Source organism: Pseudomonas baetica (assembly GCF_019733355.1).
Taxonomy (GTDB): domain Bacteria; phylum Pseudomonadota; class Gammaproteobacteria; order Pseudomonadales; family Pseudomonadaceae; genus Aquipseudomonas; species Aquipseudomonas baetica_A.
This window is the reverse complement of sequence record NZ_JAIHLQ010000003.1, coordinates 93,168-114,378: the sequence shown is the minus strand read 5'-3', so window position 1 is coordinate 114,378 and position 21,211 is coordinate 93,168. Positions and strand designations below refer to the sequence as shown.

Annotated in this window: 40 protein-coding genes; 7 read left to right on the top strand and 33 right to left on the bottom strand. The window is 58.7% G+C overall.

Annotated elements, in window-relative coordinates; translation table 11 throughout:
* Window positions 1–24: 24 nt before the first annotated feature.
* From K5E40_RS03945 to K5E40_RS03865, 17 genes are all read right to left on the bottom strand, one after another.
* Window positions 25–273, bottom strand: coding sequence for a DUF1799 domain-containing protein (locus tag K5E40_RS03945; protein WP_083333716.1), 249 nt, complete (start codon window positions 271–273; stop codon window positions 25–27).
* 62 nt (window positions 274–335) lie between these two features.
* Complete coding sequence (locus K5E40_RS03940; RefSeq protein ID WP_221729721.1) at window positions 336–716, bottom strand: phage tail assembly chaperone; 381 nt, start codon at window positions 714–716, stop codon at window positions 336–338.
* Window positions 717–779: 63 nt separating this feature from the next.
* Window positions 780–1,439 carry a phage tail protein gene (locus K5E40_RS03935; protein ID WP_221729720.1) on the bottom strand — a complete coding sequence of 220 codons (660 nt, stop codon included), beginning with the start codon at window positions 1,437–1,439 and terminating at the stop codon, window positions 780–782.
* Window positions 1,440–1,597: 158 nt separating this feature from the next.
* Window positions 1,598–2,095 carry a KilA-N domain-containing protein gene (locus tag K5E40_RS03930; RefSeq protein WP_221729719.1) on the bottom strand — a complete coding sequence of 166 codons (498 nt, stop codon included), beginning with the start codon at window positions 2,093–2,095 and terminating at the stop codon, window positions 1,598–1,600.
* A gap of 173 nt (window positions 2,096–2,268) precedes the next feature.
* The gene (locus K5E40_RS03925; RefSeq protein WP_221729718.1) at window positions 2,269–2,724 is read right to left on the bottom strand and encodes a phage tail protein; all 456 of its coding nucleotides are present in this window, start codon (window positions 2,722–2,724) and stop codon (window positions 2,269–2,271) included.
* Between the two features lie 9 nt (window positions 2,725–2,733).
* The gene (locus K5E40_RS03920) at window positions 2,734–3,147 is read right to left on the bottom strand and encodes a phage tail terminator-like protein (RefSeq protein WP_221729717.1); all 414 of its coding nucleotides are present in this window, start codon (window positions 3,145–3,147) and stop codon (window positions 2,734–2,736) included.
* Window positions 3,144–3,590, bottom strand: a complete 447-nt coding sequence (locus tag K5E40_RS03915) for an HK97 gp10 family phage protein (protein ID WP_221729716.1) — start codon at window positions 3,588–3,590, stop codon at window positions 3,144–3,146. The genes K5E40_RS03920 and K5E40_RS03915 overlap by 4 nt, the downstream gene beginning before the upstream one ends.
* Window positions 3,590–3,979 carry a hypothetical protein gene (locus K5E40_RS03910; protein WP_083333721.1) on the bottom strand — a complete coding sequence of 130 codons (390 nt, stop codon included), beginning with the start codon at window positions 3,977–3,979 and terminating at the stop codon, window positions 3,590–3,592. The genes K5E40_RS03915 and K5E40_RS03910 overlap by 1 nt, the downstream gene beginning before the upstream one ends.
* A 3-nt stretch (window positions 3,980–3,982) precedes the next feature.
* The gene (locus tag K5E40_RS03905) at window positions 3,983–5,014 is read right to left on the bottom strand and encodes a phage head morphogenesis protein (RefSeq protein WP_221729715.1); all 1,032 of its coding nucleotides are present in this window, start codon (window positions 5,012–5,014) and stop codon (window positions 3,983–3,985) included.
* Entirely contained in the window at window positions 5,011–5,526 is a 516-nt protein-coding gene (locus K5E40_RS03900) for a DnaT-like ssDNA-binding protein (RefSeq protein WP_221729714.1), read from the bottom strand. The genes K5E40_RS03905 and K5E40_RS03900 overlap by 4 nt, the downstream gene beginning before the upstream one ends.
* Window positions 5,527–5,576: 50 nt before the next feature.
* Entirely contained in the window at window positions 5,577–5,990 is a 414-nt protein-coding gene (locus tag K5E40_RS03895) for a hypothetical protein (RefSeq protein ID WP_221729713.1), read from the bottom strand.
* 10 nt (window positions 5,991–6,000) lie between these two features.
* The gene (locus K5E40_RS03890; RefSeq protein WP_221729712.1) at window positions 6,001–6,960 is read right to left on the bottom strand and encodes a DUF2184 domain-containing protein; all 960 of its coding nucleotides are present in this window, start codon (window positions 6,958–6,960) and stop codon (window positions 6,001–6,003) included.
* A gap of 2 nt (window positions 6,961–6,962) precedes the next feature.
* On the bottom strand, window positions 6,963–7,442 hold the full coding sequence (locus tag K5E40_RS03885; RefSeq protein ID WP_221729711.1) for a hypothetical protein: 480 nt from the start codon (window positions 7,440–7,442) through the stop codon (window positions 6,963–6,965).
* Window positions 7,443–7,451: 9 nt separating this feature from the next.
* A complete protein-coding gene (locus tag K5E40_RS03880) occupies window positions 7,452–8,558 on the bottom strand; it encodes a DUF2213 domain-containing protein (RefSeq protein WP_221729710.1) in 1,107 nt (368 codons plus the stop codon).
* Between the two features lie 7 nt (window positions 8,559–8,565).
* The gene (locus K5E40_RS03875) at window positions 8,566–9,891 is read right to left on the bottom strand and encodes a DUF1073 domain-containing protein (protein ID WP_221729709.1); all 1,326 of its coding nucleotides are present in this window, start codon (window positions 9,889–9,891) and stop codon (window positions 8,566–8,568) included.
* Window positions 9,888–11,168, bottom strand: a complete 1,281-nt coding sequence (locus tag K5E40_RS03870; protein WP_221729708.1) for a terminase large subunit domain-containing protein — start codon at window positions 11,166–11,168, stop codon at window positions 9,888–9,890. The genes K5E40_RS03875 and K5E40_RS03870 overlap by 4 nt, the downstream gene beginning before the upstream one ends.
* On the bottom strand, window positions 11,131–11,610 hold the full coding sequence (locus tag K5E40_RS03865; protein ID WP_260455506.1) for an HGGxSTG domain-containing protein: 480 nt from the start codon (window positions 11,608–11,610) through the stop codon (window positions 11,131–11,133). Before K5E40_RS03865 ends, K5E40_RS03870 begins: the two co-directional genes overlap by 38 nt.
* A 66-nt stretch (window positions 11,611–11,676) precedes the next feature.
* Here K5E40_RS03865 and K5E40_RS03860 point away from each other — a divergent pair, with 66 nt between their 5' ends.
* Entirely contained in the window at window positions 11,677–11,949 is a 273-nt protein-coding gene (locus K5E40_RS03860; protein WP_221729706.1) for a hypothetical protein, read from the top strand.
* A 65-nt stretch (window positions 11,950–12,014) separates the two neighbouring features.
* Here K5E40_RS03860 and K5E40_RS03855 read toward each other — a convergent pair whose 3' ends face one another.
* On the bottom strand, window positions 12,015–12,341 hold the full coding sequence (locus K5E40_RS03855) for a phage holin, lambda family (protein WP_221729705.1): 327 nt from the start codon (window positions 12,339–12,341) through the stop codon (window positions 12,015–12,017).
* 181 nt (window positions 12,342–12,522) lie between these two features.
* Here K5E40_RS03855 and K5E40_RS03850 point away from each other — a divergent pair, with 181 nt between their 5' ends.
* On the top strand, window positions 12,523–12,762 hold the full coding sequence (locus K5E40_RS03850) for a hypothetical protein (protein WP_221729704.1): 240 nt from the start codon (window positions 12,523–12,525) through the stop codon (window positions 12,760–12,762).
* A gap of 17 nt (window positions 12,763–12,779) precedes the next feature.
* Here K5E40_RS03850 and K5E40_RS03845 read toward each other — a convergent pair whose 3' ends face one another.
* The 15 genes from K5E40_RS03845 to K5E40_RS03775 form a co-directional block, all read right to left on the bottom strand.
* Window positions 12,780–12,965, bottom strand: a complete 186-nt coding sequence (locus tag K5E40_RS03845; RefSeq protein WP_221729703.1) for a hypothetical protein — start codon at window positions 12,963–12,965, stop codon at window positions 12,780–12,782.
* Between the two features lie 177 nt (window positions 12,966–13,142).
* A complete protein-coding gene (locus K5E40_RS03840; protein WP_221729702.1) occupies window positions 13,143–13,724 on the bottom strand; it encodes a hypothetical protein in 582 nt (193 codons plus the stop codon).
* On the bottom strand, window positions 13,721–14,302 hold the full coding sequence (locus K5E40_RS03835) for a recombination protein NinG (RefSeq protein ID WP_221729701.1): 582 nt from the start codon (window positions 14,300–14,302) through the stop codon (window positions 13,721–13,723). Before K5E40_RS03835 ends, K5E40_RS03840 begins: the two co-directional genes overlap by 4 nt.
* Window positions 14,302–14,634 (bottom strand): hypothetical protein, encoded by a 333-nt coding sequence (locus K5E40_RS03830; RefSeq protein ID WP_221729700.1) that lies wholly within the window; start codon window positions 14,632–14,634, stop codon window positions 14,302–14,304. Before K5E40_RS03830 ends, K5E40_RS03835 begins: the two co-directional genes overlap by 1 nt.
* Window positions 14,634–15,032, bottom strand: a complete 399-nt coding sequence (locus K5E40_RS03825; RefSeq protein ID WP_221729699.1) for a recombination protein NinB — start codon at window positions 15,030–15,032, stop codon at window positions 14,634–14,636. The genes K5E40_RS03830 and K5E40_RS03825 overlap by 1 nt, the downstream gene beginning before the upstream one ends.
* Entirely contained in the window at window positions 15,029–15,796 is a 768-nt protein-coding gene (locus K5E40_RS03820; protein WP_221729698.1) for a hypothetical protein, read from the bottom strand. The genes K5E40_RS03825 and K5E40_RS03820 overlap by 4 nt, the downstream gene beginning before the upstream one ends.
* A complete protein-coding gene (locus K5E40_RS03815) occupies window positions 15,793–16,029 on the bottom strand; it encodes a hypothetical protein (RefSeq protein ID WP_221729697.1) in 237 nt (78 codons plus the stop codon). Before K5E40_RS03815 ends, K5E40_RS03820 begins: the two co-directional genes overlap by 4 nt.
* The gene (locus K5E40_RS03810) at window positions 16,026–16,223 is read right to left on the bottom strand and encodes a hypothetical protein (protein ID WP_221729696.1); all 198 of its coding nucleotides are present in this window, start codon (window positions 16,221–16,223) and stop codon (window positions 16,026–16,028) included. The genes K5E40_RS03815 and K5E40_RS03810 overlap by 4 nt, the downstream gene beginning before the upstream one ends.
* Window positions 16,220–16,924 (bottom strand): replication protein P, encoded by a 705-nt coding sequence (locus K5E40_RS03805; RefSeq protein WP_221729695.1) that lies wholly within the window; start codon window positions 16,922–16,924, stop codon window positions 16,220–16,222. The genes K5E40_RS03810 and K5E40_RS03805 overlap by 4 nt, the downstream gene beginning before the upstream one ends.
* Complete coding sequence (locus K5E40_RS03800) at window positions 16,921–17,682, bottom strand: DnaT-like ssDNA-binding domain-containing protein (RefSeq protein WP_221729694.1); 762 nt, start codon at window positions 17,680–17,682, stop codon at window positions 16,921–16,923. The genes K5E40_RS03805 and K5E40_RS03800 overlap by 4 nt, the downstream gene beginning before the upstream one ends.
* Window positions 17,682–17,912 carry a hypothetical protein gene (locus K5E40_RS03795; protein WP_048375916.1) on the bottom strand — a complete coding sequence of 77 codons (231 nt, stop codon included), beginning with the start codon at window positions 17,910–17,912 and terminating at the stop codon, window positions 17,682–17,684. Before K5E40_RS03795 ends, K5E40_RS03800 begins: the two co-directional genes overlap by 1 nt.
* The gene (locus K5E40_RS03790; protein WP_260455505.1) at window positions 17,909–18,709 is read right to left on the bottom strand and encodes a Rha family transcriptional regulator; all 801 of its coding nucleotides are present in this window, start codon (window positions 18,707–18,709) and stop codon (window positions 17,909–17,911) included. The genes K5E40_RS03795 and K5E40_RS03790 overlap by 4 nt, the downstream gene beginning before the upstream one ends.
* An 84-nt stretch (window positions 18,710–18,793) precedes the next feature.
* Entirely contained in the window at window positions 18,794–19,000 is a 207-nt protein-coding gene (locus K5E40_RS03785) for a hypothetical protein (RefSeq protein ID WP_221729693.1), read from the bottom strand.
* 20 nt (window positions 19,001–19,020) lie between these two features.
* A complete protein-coding gene (locus K5E40_RS03780) occupies window positions 19,021–19,221 on the bottom strand; it encodes a hypothetical protein (protein ID WP_210704505.1) in 201 nt (66 codons plus the stop codon).
* A gap of 29 nt (window positions 19,222–19,250) precedes the next feature.
* Window positions 19,251–19,460, bottom strand: coding sequence for a Cro/CI family transcriptional regulator (locus K5E40_RS03775; RefSeq protein ID WP_221729692.1), 210 nt, complete (start codon window positions 19,458–19,460; stop codon window positions 19,251–19,253).
* A gap of 87 nt (window positions 19,461–19,547) precedes the next feature.
* On the opposite strand from K5E40_RS03775, the gene K5E40_RS03770 reads away from it, so the two are divergent.
* From K5E40_RS03770 to K5E40_RS03750, 5 genes are read left to right on the top strand one after another with little or no spacing between them, the layout of a single operon-like run.
* Entirely contained in the window at window positions 19,548–20,219 is a 672-nt protein-coding gene (locus K5E40_RS03770; protein ID WP_221729854.1) for a LexA family transcriptional regulator, read from the top strand.
* A 41-nt stretch (window positions 20,220–20,260) separates the two neighbouring features.
* Window positions 20,261–20,488 (top strand): hypothetical protein, encoded by a 228-nt coding sequence (locus tag K5E40_RS03765; RefSeq protein WP_221729691.1) that lies wholly within the window; start codon window positions 20,261–20,263, stop codon window positions 20,486–20,488.
* 49 nt (window positions 20,489–20,537) lie between these two features.
* Window positions 20,538–20,738 (top strand): hypothetical protein, encoded by a 201-nt coding sequence (locus K5E40_RS03760; RefSeq protein WP_221729690.1) that lies wholly within the window; start codon window positions 20,538–20,540, stop codon window positions 20,736–20,738.
* Between the two features lie 33 nt (window positions 20,739–20,771).
* The gene (locus K5E40_RS03755) at window positions 20,772–20,957 is read left to right on the top strand and encodes a hypothetical protein (RefSeq protein WP_221729689.1); all 186 of its coding nucleotides are present in this window, start codon (window positions 20,772–20,774) and stop codon (window positions 20,955–20,957) included.
* A 9-nt stretch (window positions 20,958–20,966) separates the two neighbouring features.
* Window positions 20,967–21,203 carry a hypothetical protein gene (locus tag K5E40_RS03750; protein WP_221729688.1) on the top strand — a complete coding sequence of 79 codons (237 nt, stop codon included), beginning with the start codon at window positions 20,967–20,969 and terminating at the stop codon, window positions 21,201–21,203.
* Window positions 21,204–21,211 lie beyond the last annotated feature (8 nt).

Here is a 21,211-nt window from a genome sequence, read left to right as displayed (position 1 = left end):
TCCATGGCGGTCGCCCAAATATCCCTATTCCTGATTATCCGCCATCGTCTTCAGCGCTTCCTGCTCCATGGTCCGCACGTCGCGGAAAACCTGCTTGCGGTCGTCAGCGTCGACACCCTCTAGGTCCATCACTATCGGCAGGGAAGTGTAGTCCAGGCCGGTCGCACCGCTCATCCCCGCTCGCCACTGCGTGCTCATGGAGTTGAACACGCTGAAGGCTTCGGCGTTGACGGCCCACAGCTCCACCTCTTCCTCCAGGTCGTCCAGGCTCATTCCAAACAGCGCGGCCTGCTCGGCCGTGGCGGATGGGGTGTAGACCGCCCGGACGACCTCGATTAGTTTCCCTTGCGAGCCTGGTTGTACGACTCTTGGTAGGCCATGACGATGGCATCAGGCACGGCGGCATAGCTGCGAACCAGGGCGCGAATGTTTTCTTCGTTCAGTTCGTCGTCGAAACCCCAGCCCTTCACGATCTGCTGTAGCTGGCCAACCTGGAAGTCTTCGGACACGCTCGACAGTTCGCGGATCGTTCCTTCCTTTTCGATCAGGCCGCGCAACTCCTTGCCATTGCGAAGACTGGCATCGGCGAACTCCGCCAGCTCATCGCGGTTGAGGTAGGCGAACACGAACGGGACTTTTACTGCCTTGTCACCAATGCGCGGGATCTCCACGTCGACTTTAAAGGTTGGGTTCTGCTGAATGGAAATCTTGGCCATGGGTGAGGCTCCTGGTGCGAAATAGGAAAAATTGTTCGATATGGATGAGGGTGTAGCCGCGAGTTACGCGGCTTTTACGTAGCGAACCGGGCGACCGGACAGGGCGAAGTTCACTGTGCGGGTCATCAGGGCATTACGCTCCAGAGTCGGCGTATCAGTGATGGTGCAGAAGCCTGGGTACAGAATCTTGTCGCCGTTAGGCAGGTTCAGACGCAGGATGGTCTGGGTTTTGTTGTCGGTGTAGCCCTCAGCAACTGGCACATAGGCGGCTGTCGGCTGATCTTCAACAGTCAGCGCCATGCTCATCGGGTTGCGGTTGGTCGGGTACTGGCGGTCGTCATCGTCAGCCAAGTAGCCAACAGTCAGGAACTGCTGTTCGCCACCGGTCAGGGATACACCCGTGATCTTGGTGATTTCCACCCAGGTCGCCGCCAGCTGGAAGTTGCCCGCGCCGCCGCCGGCGGTGTAGAAATCGAGGTTCTCGGTACTGATGTTTTCCAGCGAGAACGTGTCGGTGGCCGGATCGGAAACGCGAACGGCTCGACCATTCAGCTTGCCCCAGCTCGACTCCAACAGGACGATGTCGCCCTCGAGCAAGCCGTTCGCTGTAGCGCTTGCCACGGCAGGGCTGGCGTTGCTGATGGCGGTGATCAGTTTGGCAGCAGAAAAGCTTGCTGCGAGTTGCATAGTCGCGCCGTTCGGAAGCGCAATGCGAGTAGCCATGGGGTATTACCTCTTAGTAACGAGAAAGCCCGCTCATGGCGGGTTGTTGGGGTTTTGGTGTTCTTGATGGCTGCACCAGGCCGGGGCAGTCATTCGGTTATATGGAGCTTGCCAAAGGGTGCATCACTTTGAGCGCCCCCTTTAGGCGTTCGTGATCGTCAAGCGGCGTCGAGGCCAAGCGTAAGCTGAAGCTGGTCGCGCCAATGGGCTACCTGGCCTTCCAGCCTGGATTTGTGCCATCGGTGCAGGGCCATTTTGCGACCGCCAATGCTTGCGCCACTCTGCGAATCACTCAGCTCTCTGCAAGCCTTATCGAGCTGCTGCTTTTCGTTCAGCTCGCCGTGGAGCAGCGCGTCAATATGAAGGTCGCACCAAACGGAAAATTTCATGTCAAGCCACCGAGCAAACGCCACACCCAATTTAGGGTGCAGCCACGTACCGCTCTGGTAGCGGCCGCGCTTGGTTTCTAAAAGTGACTCAGGGCCACAATTAAGAGCTTCGCCCAGCGCAGCGAGGTACTGCCGGGTTTCATCTTGTTTCAGCCAGTCCACGGGACGCTTGCCGTAGCGCTTGGCCACGTCGGTCGCATTGATCCAGCCATCACTGTTAAAGCGAACGGCTTGACCTTGATAATTGAAAGGGATGACATTGTTCATTGCGCACTCCTGACTCGCCATTTAATAGAGGCATGCAGGCAGGGACGGAGGCGTACCCGTCCCTTTCGGGTGTACAGCCCTAGCCAGCATGAATATCCCGCGAGGGATTCGGTTTGCCTTGCGGCAGAAACAAAAAGCCCCGGCGAGTGCCAGGGCTTGATGGGCTTGGCTTTTCAGCCTGTAATGCGTTTTGGCGTGCCGATCACGGCTATGGTGATAGCGATGACCATCAGTTGGTTTCGGTCAAGGACCGGGATCATGGAGCCGCTGGCGTAGCCCGAAAACACGATGCTGACCTGGCCGCCGGGGAGCTTGAACTTCCATGCCAGCGCCGCCCTGGAATCCCTGCCCAGCTCAATTGCCGTTGCGAATGCCGATCCCGGCGCATCCTGGAAGCTCATTTGAACGTCCATCAGGTTGCGGCCAGACGGTGTGCGAACGTCTTCGTAGCTGCCGAGTGGTGAGTAAACCGAGAACTTCTCGTCGCCGCCCGAATGGGTCAGCGCCGTTACCTTCTGCACCTCAATCCAGCTTGAGTCGCTTGGAACTGGCGGTGTAAGCGTGCCAGGTGCAACGGCCTGGCTTACCCAGATCGTGGTCCCGTTGGGTAAAGGGATACGCTTTTGCATTGCTCTGTCCTATGGCGGGGCGCTCCCGCGGTAAGTGAATGACGCGGGAACCGTGTACCGGTCAGGCTCCGTGATGGTCGGCCCCTGTTCGACTGGATTGGATACCAGCCCCAAAAATCCCGCTCTTTCCAGCAAGGAATCCACCGGGAACAACGCCGAGAGTTCGTCGAGGATTTGCTCGGGCACAGAAATAAGCTGGTCGGCCGGGGTCACGATGCTGATCTGATAGATGCCTCGGTATTCCAGTTCACTCGCATTCAGGTAGCGGCAGGTGGTGCTGGCCGGCAGAAGGAAGGCGTGCAGATAGACCTGGCCTTCTGGTGGGCTGAATGGCTCGGCGCCGTGCGCGATCATGATCCCCTTGGCGTCTGCCCAGGCGTCCAGCTTCACCTCAATGGCGCGTCGTGCGCGGGCATGGCTCATTCTGCGACCTCCCGGACAGCCTGATCGACAATGTCCTGAAATCGTTCCTTTGTGATTCGTACCATGCCCGTCAGGGCCTGCCTGCTGTGTCCATATTCCAAGCTCACCGCGTAAATCAGGTTGTTGACGATATAAGCCGTCTGCCCAAAGGTCAGCGGCTGAGCATCAGAGACAAGGGTGGCGATCGTTTCATGCCCTTCCTTGTCGTAGTTGTCGAGGCTTGCCGATGCCGGTGCGTCGATGGTGAGCTGCCAGTTGCCACGAAAGCGGCCCGTTAAAACTGGACTCAGCCGAATAACTGACGACCCAATCTCGATGACGACCTTGCGGAACACTTCGTCCATGTCAGCCAGCGCCTGATCTCGGTACTGGCGCAGGGTCTCAGCAAACGAGCCGTTCAGGCCGCCATACCTTTCGGTCATGTGGTGCGGTTGATTCGCCATTACGCCCTCGCCTGCACTTCAAAGCCGACCGCGAGGCCGGCGTAATTCCACGGATTGACCTGAATAACGGTGTAGAGCTTGCCGTCGAACAAGACCTTGTCCTGGGTGGCGGGCTGAGGCATGTCCGGCCCGGCAAGCTGGACAGGGGAGACAAGGAGCTTCACGTCACCAATTTTGATTAGCGAGCCGTCGATGTCTTTTTGTTCGTAGGTCTCGCGCAGGCCAGAACCAAGGAAGCTGGTCACCACAGTGGATGATCCGCCTGTATCAGGGTCTCGCGGGCCTTTCTCCGTCTTCGTCAGCGTTAACTCGGCGCCCTTGCCGCCCTTGCTTCGAGGCGAAAGCATTCGCGCCGCCATCGCCTTGCTGCGGTCATAAATGTCTGGCATGGGTCAGGCCCTTAGAAAATATATTGCTATGCAGCGGCAGTTTGCCGTTTCGTCCCAACCGGCGCCCAGGCTGGAATCGCCAGGGAACCGCAGCAAGGCGCCGCTGTTGGTCTGGAAGGGCTGACCAAGCCCGACGCGCCGGCCTCGCATGTAGCGATGGCTGTTGCGCACCTTCTCGTCGTTGCGGTCGCGCCATTCCTTCTCAACGCGCTCGCGAGCGATCCCCTGCTCTACCAGTTGCTCCCATGCCCGATCACGCCCGGCGTTCAGAGATTCATGCGCCAGGGTGCGGGCTAGCATTTCAGTGTGCGTTTTCAGCAGGCGTTCCGAGTACCTGCCGGCGATCTTGTCCACGTCTTTCGCGGCTACGGCCTTGCCGGCTGCGATTGCGCGGCTGACGATGCCGTCGAATCGACGATCACGGCGGGTACGCGACAAGTACTGCCTGAGCTGCGCAGGATCGCCGCTGAGCAGTTGCGCACGGGCATTCGCCACGTACTGGGCGAAGTTGCCAGGAAGCCCTACGACGCCACCAGTGCGCAGCCCTGTCTGCGGGCTGACACGACCGATCAGATCCAGTGCCGCCTGACGGTCAGTGCGAACAACCTGCCCGGCGGGCTGAATGCCGCCGATTACTCGTCGTGAGCCCATCACGGAGCGAATTGCCTCGCGGACGTTGTCGGTCGCGGTGTTTCGGGTGTCCGTCACTTGCTGAGCAAGCCATGAGCTGGCCTCAGCTCGGTTCACGTCGAATTCCTTGCGACCGATCTGCTCACGATCAGCCCGAGGCAACGCGATGGCGATCATCTCGAAGCGCGCGCCGGCAATGAAGGCTGAGCGCACCGACTCAATTAGTAGGGACAGCGCGCCCAGGCTGAGCAGTTCGACCAGGCCGTTTTCATCATCGGCAGCCAGAAGGCGCTCTACCTCAGCAACGGTAGCCGCATCAACCGTCGCTCGCACCGAGTCGAGATAGGCCTTCTGCATTCCAGGCTCAAGCGCCTCGACCTGCTGAAGCACCTCTGCGACGTTCATACCGTGAACACCGCAGGCTCTGGGCAGCGCAAGGCGAGAAGCGGGTACAGCAGCGAATCAATGGCGCCGATAACCGGCCTGACCGATGGAGTTCCGTTCTTAGATACCGCGTATTCGGTTTCAAGCGGCCCTACCTTCTCGCGCTGAACCACTTGTGACGGGACAAAGTCAGGGTTTAGGCTGCCCGGCTGAGTCAGCTCACGCAGCGCGCCCTCGTAGGTTGCGTACTCAATGCCCACGGGCACCACATCCTCCGGGATGGTCTCGCCGAAGCGGTCCATCGCCCCCTTGCGCGGCCATTGCAGGGGCTGGCTATAGCCGCCCGCCTTCTGCCCTGGGAAAACGTAAACGCAGCCCACACCGCTTGCAGGCTGGCCGATCATGCCATCCACGTAGACCGATGCCCGGATCAGTGCGGCCTGCTTGGCTGCATCCTCGCCTACCCAGGCAGTATTGGCGCGGGCAGCGTTATACGCGTCGGCCTGGGCCAGCGTTCCGTAAAAGTCAGGCATCGGGATGTCTCGAATAGGTGGAGCGACAAGCGCTCCGGGTTTTGCGGGGATTACGCTTTTGCAGTTGCCAGAGCGGCCTGCAGGTCAGCCAGCGAAGCAGCTTCGTCGACTTCAACGTTCAAGCCTTTCAGCTCGGCGATGACTTCAAGCTTCAGAGCGGCATCGGCGTCAGCGGAAGCTTTCGCCGCTTCGGCCTCTTCCAGCTTGGCGCGCAGCGTTTCCGGCTTGCTGTTGGCGTTGGCATTGATGCCCAGCGCCTTCAGCTTAGCGAGCAGGTCAGCCTTTTCATCGTCGCCCGAACCTTCGACTTCCTCGAATGCCAGGATCTCGATCTTCTTGGCCTCTTCCAGCTCGGAATCAGTCAGGATCAGCTCGCGGCTTGCGCCAATGCCAACCAACTTGATTACACCTAGAGCCCACACGCCACGCGGGCAGAGTCCGCTATTGGTCACTTTGACTTTCATGATCGCCTCCTTATGCAGGCTCGGACACGCCGTCCATGTAGGCCATGGCGCCAGGCAGACGAACTTCAACGCCACCGGTGCGAGCGATGATGCCGGTCTCGAAGCCCATGATCGACTTCTGGTGAACCGGCAGGACCATGCGAGGCATTGGCAGATGGAAGCGGATCACGTCCAGTGCTTTGCGGTACGCAACGATACGACCGCCGCCACCTGCGCCAGCCTCGGACAGCGAGTTAGCTGTCAGGATGGTCAGCGGGCGCTTGGTGCGAGCCGTGTACACGTTGGAGGTGATGAAGCGCTCCAGAATGGTTGGGCTGTTCGCTTCAGTGCCAACGAAGGTGGTGGAGATGTAGTCCATCACTTCCAGCGGCAGCGCGACGGTATCGGCCAGCTCGACGTTGTTCGAGGCGTTGGGAACCAGCTTCAGCAGCGCGTTCAGGTCGGCCAGGATCTGCAGCGGCGTCTTGTTGGCGAACAGCGTTGAGCTGCCGGTGCCGGTTGCAGCGGCAGTGATGGTCTGGACGTTCGTCTGGTTGACGAAGCCGCGCCAGTTCTTCTCGGTGCTACCGGTGACGGCGATGTCGTACAGCAAGCGCTCAGTGGAACGGCTGGCAGACAGAGCCTTGAGGTCGTTCAGGTTGCGACCGTACAGCGAAGCAACGTTGACCTCTTCCAGGTTCCATTCCCAGCCGGAGCCGATCATGGCGTAGTCGTGCGAACCTTCGCCGAACGACACCTGGTTGAACGGCATGTCATTACCAGCCCCGGACAGGAACTTGGCCTCACCAGCCAGTTGCTGAGTGTAGAACTGAGTGCCCATCGCCCACTGGTTGCCTTCGGTGACAACCGGCATCAGGTCGCGGTAGCTGTACTCGGGGTAGCGAGCCTCGTAGATCGCTGTTTCGATGTTGCGGCCCTGGGCTACAACGAACGGCAACGCTGCTTGAGCGTCTTCAAATGCTTGCGGCATGGTTATGCGCTCCGGTTCTTGAGGGAGATTTCCACGATGTCGCCAGCCGCGCCGGTGGTGTCGAAGAAAGTGCTTGGGATCGGGCCGACGATGCCGGTGCCCGCTGCGTTGGTGTAGGTGTTCGTCGCGGTGACGAAGTAGACCGGATCACCATCGACAACTGGCGTGCTGACGGTCACGTACATCTGGCCGCGCTCGCGGATGGCGGCAGTGAAGTACTGCGGATAGCCATCGACCAGAGTCGAGCCGGTTTTTACGGCCGGCACCGCTGGGTTCAGCTTCGCGATGCCGACGAACTTGCCGCCAGCAGCGAACGGAATCACGCCGTGGTCACCAGCGCCGCGCTGCACCGGCTCGCCGAAGCGAACGCCTGCTGCGTTTTCGATGGTGCGGCTGATGTCGTTCTTGAGTTCTTCGTTTGCCGAAGCGCCGTGAAGGCCTTTCGCCGGACGGTCCGGGTAAGTCGTTTGATAAGCGGCCATGATGGCTCCTTATTTCGCTGGCTGAGTGGAGTTGAGGTCGGCCAGCATCTTGGCGCGAGCGTCAGTAGCCGCATTAACGACCGGCTTTCCGTCCTTCTGGAGCAGGTGCTGGCGAACCGGGTCTTTCGCCGCTTCGTCAGCCAGGATGTCGAAGCGCGCTGCGATATACGCTTCGCCCTTGCCAGCCAGTACTGCATCACCGAGCTTGGCGGTAACGGCAGCCTTGCGGATTTCGTCAGCGCTCTTGCCTGCGTAGTCGCCATCGACGATGGACTTGGCGATGCCGATCAGGTCTGCGCGCTCTTTCACGCGGGCGTCGATCTGTGCGTCAGTCAGCACTTTGGCTCTCAGGTCATCGATCTCGGCGTCTTTCTTCGCGAGCTCAGTGTCCTTGGTAGCCAGCGCAGTAGCGTGCCCGGCTTCGGTAGTGGTGAGAGTCTTGCTGGCATCGGCAAGGCGCTGCTGCAAGGTAGCGATAACGATGGCGCCCTGGTCGGTTACTTCAACCGGGATGCCGTCGACGGTAACCGTCTTCAGGGTCATGGGTTTTTCCTTTTGGGGGTTGTGGTCAGTGATCGGGGCAACGCCCCAAGCGTCGCCGATGCGCGCTTTCGTTCCGGCCCTGCCGCGCTGCACAATGGCAACGTGATCAGCCGTGATCTCGGTTTGTTTGGCCTGATATGGCGTCCCGTCCGGCGCGATGCCGTCTTCCCAGACCAGAACACAGGTGTATCCAACGCTTAGCTCGCGCTTGCCGTCGTTCACGGCCTTCACTGCTGATGCGTCGGTGATCTTTAGGCCGATCTTCAGGTACTCGCCGTCGCGCAGCACGTCGTCGCCGGTCGTGCCCACCGCCACGTCTTTCCAGTTGTCGGCAGTGACCGGCTGGCCTGGGTGATCGTTGGTGACCGGGATCTTCGAGAAGGTCTGAAGCGAACGCTTGGAGAACACCTCGGCCTGATCGCGATAGACCGTAACTACAGCAAGGTCAGGGCGGCCAACTTCGGAGCCGAGATATTGCTGAGTTCCGGTACGCGCGGTTCGGGCAAAAGCTTCCAGGTAGCCGGAATCGCTCAGTGATGCATCGCTGAGGACAACTGAATCGGTAATTTTCATGGGTGCCTCAGGTGATAGCGGGGTCTTTCGGGTCGTCTTCCGGCTCTTCGTCCTGCGCCTCAGTGCCGAACTTTTCCAGCGCAGCCTCAAGGCCAGGCAGGATGCTCATTTCTACCAGCAGGTTCGCCCCGGACTCGCTGAGCGCGTCGGAGTGGAAAAGCTTGGTATCGCCCAGCGTCTTGATCGTATCGGCGGTCGTCTTGCCGATGTCGGCCCGCTCTTTCGCCGTCGGCTGCCACAGTGGCGCCCATGCGTAATGGATCTCGGCGGGCCGACTACCCAGCGCAGAGCGGATCAGGCATTCATCCAGCACGCTCATGGCTGGCTTGATCTCCAGCTTCTGACGTGACGCGACGTTGTCGTAGTAGTTGCGCGTGTTCTCCTCGCCGTTCGAGTTCAGGCCACCAGAGGACGTACCGAACATGCGCGAGCCTGGAACATCGAATGCACCCGCCACTGCCTGTTCAGCCTTGCCAATGATGTCTGGCAGTGTGCTGAAGTTGGCCGACTTGGAGCTGTGCGTCTCGTTTCCATCAAGGATCAGCGTGCCGTTGATGCCCTTGGCAGTAGCAGCCAAGCGCAAACGCTCCAGCAGGTTCCGCTCGTAATTCTTGTCCTGAAGACTGGCCATCAGGTGTGGGATGTTGATTACGTCAATCTTGGCCTCGTAGACCAGGCTCACGACGTTGGCCATCGTCTCGTCGTAGTGCTTCACGGCGGGCATGGCCGCCAGCAGTACTGAGTCACCCCACCCGAACTGGGTGCCGTCAGCCAGCTCAGGGTCTGGATGCTGCGCACCGACGAAGATCACCAGCCGCGACGGGTGAATCTCCACAGTCGAGCCAGGCAGACGGTAGGCTTTCGGCTTGCCAAAGCGCGGGCTCTGCGGGTCTTGTTCGATCTCGGTCGCTGGGAGCTGCCGGCGAGTCATCACCGTCAGGTATTTGATGCCACCCTGCCCGATCCGCTCCGGATTGAGCTCAGAAGCCGTGTCGCGCTCACCGGTGCCAATGAAGATCGCGGCCCCGCCGAACAGTCGCGCCTTGATCAGCGCCTCAAGAATCTTGCCGTTCACATCAAGGCGGATCTCTTCGGCCTCAATCAGCTCAATCTGATCCTTCTTGGCCTGCCAGTTTCGCCAGTTGCGACAGGCGTCCAGCGCGGGGATGGTCACGCCCTTGCGCGCAGCCCACGAACCCCGGAAGGCGTTGATGAGCTGCTGGTCGTCCATGATCGGGACGCCGTAACTCGAATGTGAAGCCTTGTCGCGAGCAGTACCCAGTCCTGCGACAAGGTTCTGCAGGCTGTCTTTTAGGTAGCTGATTGCGCTCATGAGTTGCTCACGTTTGCGAGTGTGTAGCCGCCCGCAATCGGGAAGCGCTGAACAATGAAGTAGCCCAATGCGTCGATTGGGTCTTCAGTGCCGTCTTTGTTGGGTTCGCCGTTCTCGGCGTATGCCTGCTGCTCAAGCACCTGAGTGGTGATCGGGCAGTTGTCGGTGTTGACCAGGTATCTACGCTGGCCCTCGCCATTCAGGAACATGGCGTTCACGGCCAGCACCCGGTCGCGAACCATGGGGTTAGACGGATTGACCATCACCATGAACCCAGCGGCGCGAAGCAGGCTGTGATCGGACTCGCTGCCACTGACGCTCTTGCGGTTCTTGCCGGTGGCGTCGGGGTAGACCGTGATGCTGTGCCCAGGGAAGCGGCGCTTCAACTCAACGATCATCGCCGGGGTGTCGAATAGGCTTGTGGCCTCCTCCAGTAGCAGCGGTAGACCGTTGCGAATGACGTGGATCGTCGCCGCCATCCGGTTGATGTTGAAGTCCATGCCGACGTGCAGCTGCTCACCTGGACGAATTGTCTCGTTTGTGTGGCAGGTGAACCGGTTGAAGTTCGGGTACACGCTGCCCGATGTCAGATTGACGAACAGGCCGTCGATGTACGCATCCACCAGGTTGGCCGGATACGTCTTTCGCAGGGACGGTATGTAGTCCTTTGGCAGGTTCTTGGCGTTCTGACGCGTTGAAGCATGCACGATGCCGTAGAACTCACGCTGCGACGGATCGGCGGCCAGCTCCTTGACGAACTTTCGGTAGACCCAGTTGAACCCCTCGGGCGTTGTCGTCACGTCGATGGTGTTCTGATCGCGCCCGGGCCACACCGTGGACATCCGCGCAATGATCTTCTTCCAGGCGCTGTCGGCCTTCTTGATCGGCATACAGTCGATCTCATCGACCAGTGCGTGCGCGATGTTGAAGCCGACGATGCGGTGCGGGTGCTCCATGCTCTTGCACACAATGGTGCTCAGGCAGCGCCCTTTGTTGTCACGCAGGTACACACGCTTGTTGCTGGCCACAATGTCAGCGAATAGGCCGAACGCTTCAGCAACGCCAGGCATGGTGTCGTAGAAGATGTCAGTGATCTGCGGGTAGGTCGGTGCAAAGTAGCCTTGCGGGATGCCCGGGAACTCCAGCGCGTTGATACACATCCGCACGCAGCCGACGAATGTCTTGCCGCTACGATAGCCCCCGACGAACGCCATGAACTTGTTGTGCGACTTGATGAACTCAAACTGCGGTTTGTTCAGCATCAGGACAGGACGCATCTTCCACCCCGATGATTACTTGTTTCGGTTCAGGCAGCCCCTGGTTAGGGTCTTCAAGTTCGCGGCGCAGCTTCTCGTTCAGAAGGCGCTTACTGATCAATTCCTCTTTGGTCTTGGTCAGGGACTCGATGCGGCCAAGGTATCTGTCGGCCAGCAGGTCATGCCCCTCACCAGCAGCGAGCAGCACGCGACCCAGCAGAACCTTTGTCAGCCTCAGCTCATCGTCAATCTGATCGAGCTGGGCGGCATTGAAGTCGGCCCGCTCTTCTTCTGTCAGGAATTGGCTGTAAATCGATCCGGGCCTGGCAGCGTTCTTGTTTCCCCGCTGATCCTTTGGCCCGGTACTCTTGCCGCCGTGGAGCTTGCAGCGAGAGGAACCCGGTATCGCGTGACGCTTGCATGGTTCCCCGTTGCCGCGCTTGGATGCGCCGCATAGGGCCATTGGAAGCCTCATTCATGGGGTTGGTTTTCGCAGAACGATTCATTCAATGCATTCGAACGTCATTCAATGGCTCGTTCGTTGGCTGGTGAATACTGGAAGGCTGCCATTCGGCAAGGGGATCCGCGAAGGAGTCCGCGCAGGCATGGGAACCACTACGACCTCACCCCAAACGGGATGGAAGTCGACAGTCTCGCCGTCGATGGACTTGAGCAGGCAGTCGGCAACTACTGCAATGCCGGCCTTCGTATCGCACCAGACGACACAGCGTTCTTTGACGCCATCAATGAATACTTCTCGCCGTCCTCGGCCATCATCCCAGCAATGGATGTGTTCGCCTGATTGATCGCTCATGCCCTTCTCCCATGTCGCGACACAATTTACTGATTCGCGAAACGTGTCGCGAGCTATAGCGAGTCGACTTTCCGACCCAGGAACCGAGTAACCATTTCCCGGATCGCCGTAACCCCAAGGAAGCCAATGGCGCCCCCGGCAGCTACGGACAGATTCGAAGGCCAGGCCATCCACTCGATGACGCTACTGGCAGACAGGCTCAATCCACCGCAGATCAGCGCTTCGAAGAAGATCCGGCGCTTGCTGGTCTCTTTAGCGTCATACAGGACACGCAGAAAGGAGATGAGGATCGCCATGATTGCGCCCTGCCAAAGTGGATTGCTCAGGGCCACCCAGATGGCGGCCCACGTGTCCGGGTTCTTTTCGGGCATGAGCTTCATCCGATGACCTCCCTTGCGGGGAGCGAGAATAAAAAGGGCTGACAGGTGGCAGCCAAGGGAAATAAAGAAGCCCGTTACGAGCGGGCAATGGGTGTCGATCCGAAAAATAAAAGCCTTGGCTGGCTAAATGCCATATCACTGCTACCGTTCAAGCCCCTACAGCTGTAAACGGATGATGCAAATGGCTATTAAAACCAGAACTATCGAAACACTTAGATTTCACGCCGCTACTAACGATGGCGAGACATTCACCATCATCGAGCTAACAGAGCAAAGCGGCATAGATCCTCTTGGGTCTAGGGAGACTCAATGGCGAGACGAGAGAAAGAACTATGAAACCATGAGCGGTGGAGCGGTGCAGAAGGTCAGCGACACCGAGTACCGCTTACTGAGCGGAGGCAAAATAGCCAAAAAGCTCTGACGGTTCTGGCGGCAGGCTTACTGCTTGCCGCCCTCTACAGGCTCAGGCCAATAGCGGATGCCATATTCCTCAACACTGCCATCACCCGCATTCCGATATTCAGTTGTTGGTACTTCCTGGATGCCAAGGACCAGCAGGTGCCCGCCGCTCTTCTCGCGGATGAATTGAAGCTGCTCGATTGTCTCGTCGATAGTTCTTGTCATGGTATTCGCCAGGTCAGTCGCTAATGAGGCCCTCGCTGAACTTGGCGATCAGAGGTTCCGAGGGATTTTGGAAATCGCAGACACAAAAAACCCCGCTCGATGGCGGGGTTTGTGGATCAAGTTGCCGCAGGCAAAATACTCAATGTGGCAAAATGATGCCGCCAGCCGTGCGGGAAGTCAAGCGGCTTCTTTCATCTGATAAATCACCGCGCCAATCGGGCTCAGCGCCATACGATCCAAGTCCTGGCAGCAGTCGAATGCGAGCTGAATCGCAGGCTCCCAATCACGCGCCCAGGCACACGATTCGATCCTCACGCCGTACTCCACCATGAGCCACGAACGGAACCCTTCCGGCTTGATCAGCGGATCTTCGTTGGACGACTGTCCGCCCTGGTGCATGTAGCGATACCGGCGCATTACGCCCTTAACCACATACTCCAGCTTCTCCCGCTTGGCCGCGGTCATGCGCTTGGACTTCGAGGCGACCATGCCGAAGACGACCTCCTCCGCAGCCTCACGGATATCGTCGTCCCGGTTCGCGGCGTACATGTACTCTCCGAATACGCGCACTTGCGGGTGAAGCCGGGCGATTGCCGACTGGATGTGTCCGGCCAGCGCGCTGTGCATTGCGTGATTCGCCGATGGCCCGCGCTCTGTGCTCTGGACTACCACACCCAACTGGACGACGTCAGAGGTTTGGCCCGGCGCTGGGTTGTAGGTGCAGTCATGCCAAGCCTGGCGCGCTGAGTTGATCTTCATGCTACCTGCCCCTTCTTCAGTTCTCTGGTCTTTGCCCGGTACTCGGCCTTGATGGTTTTGATTTCTTCGACGGCGTGCTTGCAGGCCGGGTGCGGCCCTTCCAGCCAATCGACCTTTTCCGGGCCGATCAGCTGCAGGAGCGAAAGCCGGTAATTCACCAGGTTGCCGGACAGGTGCGTGTTGCATGGCGCGCACTGCTTCCACACGTTGAGCGGTTCGAATCGCAGCTCGGGGTTCGCTCCCACAGAGCGATAGTGCCCAGCGTGGTATTGACCCTCGTGGTGCCGACCGCAACTGATACAAGGGCGATCGGCGTCACGCAGGCGGACCCACTCGTTGAATGCCGCCTGGGCTTCGCGCAGATGATCCGCCCTGCTCTTCAGCTTTTCCTTGCGCACCTGGATCTCGCGGCGGTCGCGCTGAGCGATTGCCTTACGGGCTTTCTCGGTGTTCGCCGGCGCCATGGCAAGCGCGCACTTCGGACTGCATACCGCCTGCCCCAAGCGCTGCGGCGGGAAGCTGATGCCGCACGCTGGGTTCTTGCACTTCTTCGGTTTTGGTTGTTTGGCGGCGAGCATCAAAAGCCCTCCATCTGCTTGAGGTGTTCCTCGCGCTTTTTTTCTTCTTTTTTGGCTTGCTCGTATCGGACGAGGCTATCCAGGCGACGCATAGTCCGCACCGAGGGACGGAACTCAGCTACCCCCATGAATTGAGTTCCGTATGAGTAAAATGCGTTGCTGATCCAGACGTGAGCCTCGCCTAGTTTCGCCGTATGCTCACCGACCTCCACTGATTCCCAATGCTTGTCGATCAGTCGATTGAGCGCTGCGTCCCACTTCGGGCAATACTTTCTGAGGTAATGCGTTCCGAGCAGTGTTGATGTCGCCCATCTCCAGTAGAAGCTGCTCATCAATACCGCCCTCCCCACTTGTCCTGCTCCGTCCAGCGCACGTCATGCTCGGCGCCGAACGCATGCATCAGCTCGAACAGATCGCTGAACCACTTCTGCGACTGCTTGCTGGTCGACACAGCCATGACGACAAATCCACCGTCGAGGCCAGGCTCAGCACGCTGCTTCTCCAGCGAGGCACTGAAAAGGCACTTCCAGTCTTCGCTGCTCAGTTTCTTGCCGTGCCAGATGACCTGCTCGGAAACGTCCTTGAGCATTGCCCACATCTTGCGGTTGCAGACGTCCGGGCGTTTCTCATCCTTGATGACCACGATCTTGGTTTTGGTGAAGTCGGTTGCGTGGAGGACGCCCATCAGGCGGCTGATGTCGCGCTGGCTGCGAATTGCGAACTCGGTCATGACTGCACCGCCTTGCTCATGGCGGCGTCGATGACGTCGTCTAACTTTTCGCCGGAGGGAAGCATTCCCGAGCCGATGGTCGCTATGGATCTGTATTCCACGATTCCGCAACCGTCACGCAACCACCGGTACCGCTCGGCATCCTTGCGGACGGCCCGACGCTCAGCCCAAACCGTCTTGGTGCCCATATGCCGCCCCACGTCATAGCCGGACTGCCAGCTATTAGCATCGGACTGCAGCACCCCGACCTGATCGAGTAGCCGCTCGTTCTCAGCCTTCAGCTCGGCGTTCAACTGCTCGTATGCTTCGTAGCCGGTCTTGAGGCCGGAGATTTCGGCGCGGAGCTTGGCTATTTCGATATCGCGAAGCTCAATGGCGCCGACGACATCCCTGTAATCCTGCTCGGCCTGGTCACGCTCGGCTTTGAACGAATCACTGAGCGCCTTGTTCTGGACGTTCAGCCTGTCCCAGCAGTCAGCAGTCTTGGCCAACTGTTCGTTGTCGGCGATCAGGGTCAGGACTGCGGCAGGGTTGGCCGCGGCGATGAATTCCCCGGCAGTGACTTGCTCGCTCTGGAATGGCTCGCCCATTCCCGCTTCAGGGTGACCGTAATTAATTTCAGCAAAGGCGACCTTGTTGTCGTCGATTCGACGCTGAGACGTAACAAACCTGTTATCGGCATCGAACCCATCGCCATCGACCAATTGCCATTCAGCCCCGTGGAGGGCCTCGGCCAGCCGCTTCAGTTCGCTGTAATCGCTCATCGCCCTACTCCCCGCTCAATATGGTTCGCACGCATAACGCTGCCGTCAGCCCGCACCAGTCGCTTGTCTGCGCCCTTGGTCATACGAACGATGTCCTTGGCCTGGAGGACGATCTGGAAGCCAATGGCTCGTAGGGTGTCTACGGTGAATTTCTGTTCAGGGGTCATGGCTGAGCCGTTGTGCGTTGGTTTCGGGCGTACTGGGCTGGATTTGGCCTGTTGTTGGGTGGTCATTGCTTGCGCTCCTGGATCATCTTGTCTACACAGGCAACCCAGGCGGATGAGCCTTTCTCGTTGGTGCGGGCGCAAATCTGCGCAAGCGTTGGCGGAGGTGCGAGCAGGTATGTGACCGCCGAGATCGCAGCCATGAACAACAAGACAGCCCCCGCGCCCTGCATGGCAGGCCAGATGTAACGATGGAGTTTCATTGCGCAGCCCTCCTGCCAAATTTCGCCATCAGCAGTTCTCGCGCCGATGCGCCGTCTGCTGGGATTCCTTGCAGCTCGATAAGCCGCGCCTGGAACTGCTGGGCCTGCTCTTCAGCCAACTCCAGTTCCGATTTCTGGCCGTCGTGACCGATGCCGGTCAGGATCTTGCCGTCGAGTGGTTGGCCGGCTTGGGCGCGGCGCAGGATCACCTCGTAGTTGCGGTCGAATCTGGCACGCAGGCCCTTGTCTTCCTGCTTTGCTGCGCGCAGGTCGAACAGGCCAGTTGCTTCCGATGCGAGCTTCACCGCGTCATGGCTGTAGGTGCCCATCAGCGCTTCGAGCCACGCATCAGCCGGCGCAGGCATGCCGAAGTCTTCAGGGCCCGGCACGCACATGGCGATGAACTCACCAACGCTCGGCGCGAAAGGCTTCTTGAGCTTGCGGCACTTCTGGATACCGAACTCGATCTGTTCCAACGTGCGAATGCCTTCGTCGGCAAACTCTTTGATCCACTCGGCCTTGGCGGCGTCCAGCGCTTCAGTGGACGGCCAAGCTTGGCGCCACGCCGGGAAGATCCCGCGCAGGCGACGGAACAGGTCGTTCACCACTTCCGCCGTCTGCGGCGTCACCTGGAGAGGCTGGTGAGGTTGCACGGCAGGAAGGTTGCCCATGGTCGCCATCAATTGGCTGGCTGGCTTCATGGGCTCACCACAAGGCCTTCGGCCCAGGCATTGCTGTCGAAGTCAGGCTCATTACTCTGGCGCGGCGTGAACTGCCTGACGTTCGACGATGCTGCTCGATTCCGATCGCTAAGCACCCACTTCACCAGCATCTGCACCCACTCCGCCTGGGTGTTCACCTGGCAGCGCGGCTCGTAGTGGGCAGTGAATGCCCTGCGCGCATCTTCGGTGAACAGGTCCAGCGCAACGCCAGAGTGAACCGAGTAGGTTTTCAGCAGCTTGTCGTCCGGGTGCCAGTCGAGGGTCATTTCGCTGGGCATGCGAGGGTCGATAGCTTCTCGCGCAGAGAGAGGGTTTTGATCTTCTCTTCTCTTCTCTTCTCTGGTCCGCATTTCGTCCGCATCACTTGAGGACATTTTGCGGACACTCACCGACTTTCGAGCGGTTCGCTTCCTCTCATTGTCGTTCGCACGGCGCTTGGCGCTTGCCCCGTTGTGCTCGTCAAAGCGAGGCATTACAAGGCTTCCAGCCTCATCGATAGAAGCCCACTGCACGTCGATCATAGCCTGCGTGAACCCTGGCCAGCCGATCACAGCGTCCATCGCATTGCAGTCATAGCCCAGCAGCACGCCATCAGCAGAATGAGTGTCGAAGATGCTCCAAGCGACATGCAGTCCGCCAATAACCCGCAACCTGTCCGCTTTCAATGCGGACACAATGCGGAAAACTTTCGGGTGGGTTTGGAGGTCGATTCGCATTTTTATCCAGTCTCCGGCCATTACGCGGCCTCCAATTTGGCGATGATGCGTGCGGCTTCGCGCTCAATTGCGAGGCGTTCGGCTTCTGGCATCTGGTTGTAATAGAACAGCGCGCGCTGGAGCTTCTTGGTTGTCTCGAGAAGCTCTGATTGGTCGCCGAGGCATGCGCTTGTGAGGCGACCGCCAGCTAGCGTCATGCCCAAGTGGATTGGCTCTGTGGGGCTGTCGAGAACGATCGTTATCCGGCTCATGCAGCACCCCGCATAGCCTTGTCGTGAGTGAACAGCCCGTCCCAGGTCTTCTTCATTGGCAGCTCGCCGGCCAGGTACAGGTCGTACAGGCGCACGGCGCCCTTCTTGAGCAGAACTGGCGTGAAGGAAACGAACGGCTCTTTGCCGTGGGGAGTGACTTCGTGCTGGTGCTCGGTCATGTACTTGTCGCGGGCGTAGGACGCCACACGGAAGCGCAGGCCGGATTTGCTCTCGTTGTAGAGCCAGCTCCGACCTTCGAGGAACTTGCCCACCTGCATGACGTTGACCCCATTGAGGCCCTTGCAGAACTGGGTGTGGGTCATGCCTTCCTTGAATAGGTTTTCCAAGGAGTGAATCTTCTCTGCCTGGGCCTCGACCTGCGCGGTCAGCATCAATCGGGCCTTTTCAGACTCCATGGCGATCTGCAGAATTTGGATCGTAGTGAGTGGTTGAGCATTGGAAGACTGGCCTTCGAGCTCCTGCCAGCGATCAACGAGTGCCGCTGTGAACTCAGGGCTGAGCTGGGCGACAACCACAAAGCTGTCGCGCTTGTTCACGAGATAAACTTCAACCGGGCGCGACCCGGCACCTTCGTGCGAGGTTTCCACCGATGGTGTAAAGCTCACTACCCCCTTTTCTTGGAGGCGCTCGATGGTGCGCTTCACGCTGTCGTGGCGAGATTCGACCAGTTCGGCGATCTCGCGCGATGACATGGTGGTGCGCGACACGTTTTCAGAATCAACAAAACGTGTCGCGACATTCGCGGGGGTATTGATCGTTTGGCTTGAGTGGTGCATTATTCGCTCCAGAACGTTGTATTAAGTGCTGCACAAGAAGCCACCATTGCCCGGTGGCTTTTTTGTGCCTGTGATTTGAGATCTTTAAGTGTCACTTTTGAGGCCCTCTTTGGGCGTCAATTGGTACAGCTTGGCTTTGGGTCGCCTCATAAGTGAGGGTCCTCCCATTGCCAGAAACTCGATGGCAATCGCCTCGAGCGCTTCGTCGATGTCTAAGCCCTTCTTCAGTGCAAAGGCCGCGACTCTCCGCTTAGCACCATCAGTCAGGTGCTCGTAGTCAATTTCAGGCACTGGTCACCTCCAAAGGGCCTCTATGCAGCGCTAGACTTCTTCTCGTCCTTGCTCAGCGCTTCAATGGCACCGTTTTCAACAGCCCACTCGATCATTTCGTACAGATAGGTGGCGTGCTGCATCTCTGCTCTTTCCGCAGCTCTGTGCAGGATTCGGTCAAGGGTTTTGTTGAAACGCACCTTCCGAGGCGTGTCGCGCTTGTGTGATTGGTCGGCGTACATGTGATGCTCCTTGCGGCTGATGAGTGGGTTTAGGCTGCGGATTTGCGAGGCTGTGATGCGCATAGCTGGCGAGCAGTGATTGCTCCGCCAGTGATCTCCTCAGCCAGGAATGCTTTGTTAGCGCCCATAACGTGGGTGCCGTTGAACCAGTAAGAGACGGCGGCCTGGGATACACCGAGTGCTGCGGCCGTTTTTGCCTGCCCGCCAAAGAACTCGACGAGCTTTTCAATGGGGGTCATAGCTAGAACTCCTGATAAGCGTGCTTATATCCTAAGCATAAGGACGCTTATTTGCAAGCCGATAAGGGAACTTATAAATTGCTGGTCATGACGACACTTGCCGAAAGAATGAAACTTGCCCGTGCGCACGCGAAAATCACCCAGAAAAAGCTGGCTGAAATAGCGGGCGTTGAGCAGCCAGCCATCTCTCAAATGGAGAGTGGGAAGACGCTGAAGTCAGCGCATTTGGTCCCCATAGCCAAGGCTTGCGGGGTTAGTGTGGAATGGCTCGCCAGTGGTACTGGCGGCATGACCGAGGAAACATCCGGCTTTGACGCCAACGTCGAGATGGCTCTTCAGCCTACCCGGTCGTTCATGTATCCCGAAATAAGCTGGGTTCAAGCAGGAAGCGCCAGGGAGGCGGTTGAAATGGTCAACGTATCTCTATGCCCTCAGCATTCCTCAGACGTTTGGGCTGGCGAGGATGCGTTCTGGCTCCGAGTGTCGGGCAATTCGATGACCTCGAATTCCGGCAATTCCTTCCCGGAAGGCTTCTTGATCCTGGTGGCTCCCGACATAGAGGCGCGCCAAGGTCAATTCGTTGTGGCTCGCATGATCGATTCAAATGAAGCGACGTTTAAGCAGCTCGTCCGTGACGCTGGAGAGCTATATCTGAAGCCGCTGAACCCCTCCTACCCAACAAAGCCAGTGGACGACACATGGGAGATCGTTGGCACCGTTGTCGATGGCAAGATGCCGAAGTCAGTTTTCATGATGTAGGTCTGGATTTCCGGCGCGACCGATATCTGCAGGAGTCAACCATGCCCCTCACCAAACCCAACCAACAGCTGCGCCGCGAACTCAAGGATCTAGGGCTTGACCTTGAGCAGGCCGCAAGCGAAGTACTCAACATCACCAAAGACTGTCGGGACGTAGATGCGATAGCGGTTCTGAAGCTGATTGCGAAGATGTATGAGCATGCAGATCGGATTGCAGCGCTGGCGGATGAGGTGAAGGTAGGGCAAATAAAGCGAGCCAAGCCCGAGTAGGTATGACAGAAACTTGTAAAAACGGAGCTCCATGGTTCCAAGGATAGGTATGACGAACACGATGATATTTTTTGCGTTGGCCGTGCTTGCTGGCTGCAGCGCTCACAAGCCAGAACCCCCTCTGCTCCCGCAGGGCAACATGCCGATGACGGAGCAGGAGTACCAAGAAGCTCAGCTTTTGCTCCTTAAGAAGCAGGAACTGCCGCCTGATGAGTATCTGAGGCGGAGAAATGAGATTTTGGTGCGCTAGGAACTGCGTGGCGACAATTTACAGGAGGTTGCAATGGGTCACTCGGTGAAATTCCAGGCCGAGGTCTTGGCGAAGGATCTGGAGGCTCAGGCCGAAAAGATGCTTGAGCAGGCATCGAGCATTAGAGAGGCGGGACAGCTCGCTCTGGCTGACCAGGTCTTGGTGCAGCACGAACGATTACTTGAAGCCATTGCAGCGCTTCGAGATCTGAATAAGTGATAGGAAGCCATGCCGCTCAATAATCCAAACCAAGACCTAAAGCGCGACCTCCAGGGTATCGCCTCTGATCTGAAGTGGTCAGTGGTGGAGCTAAAGCGTATTGCTGAGCGGCTGAGCCTGGCCGGCAATGAGGCGGACGCTCAAGCCGTGCTGAGGATGTGCAAGATCTTCCAGGCAGATGAGGATCGGCTGACTGCATACGTGGCAGAGGTCGCGGGTGAAAGGATTGTGCGAGGGGAAGGTTGAGTGGGTGG

Bases quoted from the DNA above. Each gene is read 5' to 3' on its own strand.
- K5E40_RS03930 (WP_221729719.1), bottom strand. From the start codon at position 2,095: ATGAACAATGTCATCCCTTTCAATTATCAAGGTCAAGCCGTTCGCTTT.
- K5E40_RS03760 (WP_221729690.1), top strand. From the start codon at position 20,538: ATGACGAACACGATGATATTTTTTGCGTTGGCCGTGCTTGCTGGCTGC.
- K5E40_RS03820 (WP_221729698.1), bottom strand. From the start codon at position 15,796: ATGAGCGATTACAGCGAACTGAAGCGGCTGGCCGAGGCCCTCCACGGG.
- K5E40_RS03920 (WP_221729717.1), bottom strand. From the start codon at position 3,147: ATGAGCCATGCCCGCGCACGACGCGCCATTGAGGTGAAGCTGGACGCC.
- K5E40_RS03810 (WP_221729696.1), bottom strand. From the start codon at position 16,223: ATGAAACTCCATCGTTACATCTGGCCTGCCATGCAGGGCGCGGGGGCT.
- K5E40_RS03755 (WP_221729689.1), top strand. From the start codon at position 20,772: ATGGGTCACTCGGTGAAATTCCAGGCCGAGGTCTTGGCGAAGGATCTG.
- K5E40_RS03780 (WP_210704505.1), bottom strand. From the start codon at position 19,221: ATGTACGCCGACCAATCACACAAGCGCGACACGCCTCGGAAGGTGCGT.
- K5E40_RS03860 (WP_221729706.1), top strand. From the start codon at position 11,677: ATGGCTCGTTCGTTGGCTGGTGAATACTGGAAGGCTGCCATTCGGCAA.
- K5E40_RS03855 (WP_221729705.1), bottom strand. From the start codon at position 12,341: ATGAAGCTCATGCCCGAAAAGAACCCGGACACGTGGGCCGCCATCTGG.
- K5E40_RS03910 (WP_083333721.1), bottom strand. From the start codon at position 3,979: ATGCCAGACATTTATGACCGCAGCAAGGCGATGGCGGCGCGAATGCTT.
- K5E40_RS03885 (WP_221729711.1), bottom strand. From the start codon at position 7,442: ATGGCCGCTTATCAAACGACTTACCCGGACCGTCCGGCGAAAGGCCTT.
- K5E40_RS03845 (WP_221729703.1), bottom strand. From the start codon at position 12,965: ATGACAAGAACTATCGACGAGACAATCGAGCAGCTTCAATTCATCCGC.
- K5E40_RS03880 (WP_221729710.1), bottom strand. From the start codon at position 8,558: ATGAAAATTACCGATTCAGTTGTCCTCAGCGATGCATCACTGAGCGAT.
- K5E40_RS03870 (WP_221729708.1), bottom strand. From the start codon at position 11,168: ATGCGTCCTGTCCTGATGCTGAACAAACCGCAGTTTGAGTTCATCAAG.
- K5E40_RS03925 (WP_221729718.1), bottom strand. From the start codon at position 2,724: ATGCAAAAGCGTATCCCTTTACCCAACGGGACCACGATCTGGGTAAGC.
- K5E40_RS03865 (WP_260455506.1), bottom strand. From the start codon at position 11,610: ATGGCCCTATGCGGCGCATCCAAGCGCGGCAACGGGGAACCATGCAAG.
- K5E40_RS03795 (WP_048375916.1), bottom strand. From the start codon at position 17,912: ATGAGCCGGATAACGATCGTTCTCGACAGCCCCACAGAGCCAATCCAC.
- K5E40_RS03900 (WP_221729714.1), bottom strand. From the start codon at position 5,526: ATGCCTGACTTTTACGGAACGCTGGCCCAGGCCGACGCGTATAACGCT.
- K5E40_RS03850 (WP_221729704.1), top strand. From the start codon at position 12,523: ATGGCTATTAAAACCAGAACTATCGAAACACTTAGATTTCACGCCGCT.
- K5E40_RS03805 (WP_221729695.1), bottom strand. From the start codon at position 16,924: ATGAAGCCAGCCAGCCAATTGATGGCGACCATGGGCAACCTTCCTGCC.
- K5E40_RS03890 (WP_221729712.1), bottom strand. From the start codon at position 6,960: ATGCCGCAAGCATTTGAAGACGCTCAAGCAGCGTTGCCGTTCGTTGTA.
- K5E40_RS03945 (WP_083333716.1), bottom strand. From the start codon at position 273: ATGAGCCTGGACGACCTGGAGGAAGAGGTGGAGCTGTGGGCCGTCAAC.
- K5E40_RS03790 (WP_260455505.1), bottom strand. From the start codon at position 18,709: ATGCACCACTCAAGCCAAACGATCAATACCCCCGCGAATGTCGCGACA.
- K5E40_RS03915 (WP_221729716.1), bottom strand. From the start codon at position 3,590: ATGGCGAATCAACCGCACCACATGACCGAAAGGTATGGCGGCCTGAAC.
- K5E40_RS03935 (WP_221729720.1), bottom strand. From the start codon at position 1,439: ATGGCTACTCGCATTGCGCTTCCGAACGGCGCGACTATGCAACTCGCA.
- K5E40_RS03775 (WP_221729692.1), bottom strand. From the start codon at position 19,460: ATGACCCCCATTGAAAAGCTCGTCGAGTTCTTTGGCGGGCAGGCAAAA.
- K5E40_RS03830 (WP_221729700.1), bottom strand. From the start codon at position 14,634: ATGAGCAGCTTCTACTGGAGATGGGCGACATCAACACTGCTCGGAACG.
- K5E40_RS03825 (WP_221729699.1), bottom strand. From the start codon at position 15,032: ATGACCGAGTTCGCAATTCGCAGCCAGCGCGACATCAGCCGCCTGATG.
- K5E40_RS03940 (WP_221729721.1), bottom strand. From the start codon at position 716: ATGGCCAAGATTTCCATTCAGCAGAACCCAACCTTTAAAGTCGACGTG.
- K5E40_RS03835 (WP_221729701.1), bottom strand. From the start codon at position 14,302: ATGCTCGCCGCCAAACAACCAAAACCGAAGAAGTGCAAGAACCCAGCG.
- K5E40_RS03765 (WP_221729691.1), top strand. From the start codon at position 20,261: ATGCCCCTCACCAAACCCAACCAACAGCTGCGCCGCGAACTCAAGGAT.
- K5E40_RS03875 (WP_221729709.1), bottom strand. From the start codon at position 9,891: ATGAGCGCAATCAGCTACCTAAAAGACAGCCTGCAGAACCTTGTCGCA.
- K5E40_RS03815 (WP_221729697.1), bottom strand. From the start codon at position 16,029: ATGACCACCCAACAACAGGCCAAATCCAGCCCAGTACGCCCGAAACCA.
- K5E40_RS03770 (WP_221729854.1), top strand. From the start codon at position 19,548: ATGACGACACTTGCCGAAAGAATGAAACTTGCCCGTGCGCACGCGAAA.
- K5E40_RS03750 (WP_221729688.1), top strand. From the start codon at position 20,967: ATGCCGCTCAATAATCCAAACCAAGACCTAAAGCGCGACCTCCAGGGT.
- K5E40_RS03800 (WP_221729694.1), bottom strand. From the start codon at position 17,682: ATGGCCGGAGACTGGATAAAAATGCGAATCGACCTCCAAACCCACCCG.
- K5E40_RS03840 (WP_221729702.1), bottom strand. From the start codon at position 13,724: ATGAAGATCAACTCAGCGCGCCAGGCTTGGCATGACTGCACCTACAAC.
- K5E40_RS03895 (WP_221729713.1), bottom strand. From the start codon at position 5,990: ATGAAAGTCAAAGTGACCAATAGCGGACTCTGCCCGCGTGGCGTGTGG.
- K5E40_RS03905 (WP_221729715.1), bottom strand. From the start codon at position 5,014: ATGAACGTCGCAGAGGTGCTTCAGCAGGTCGAGGCGCTTGAGCCTGGA.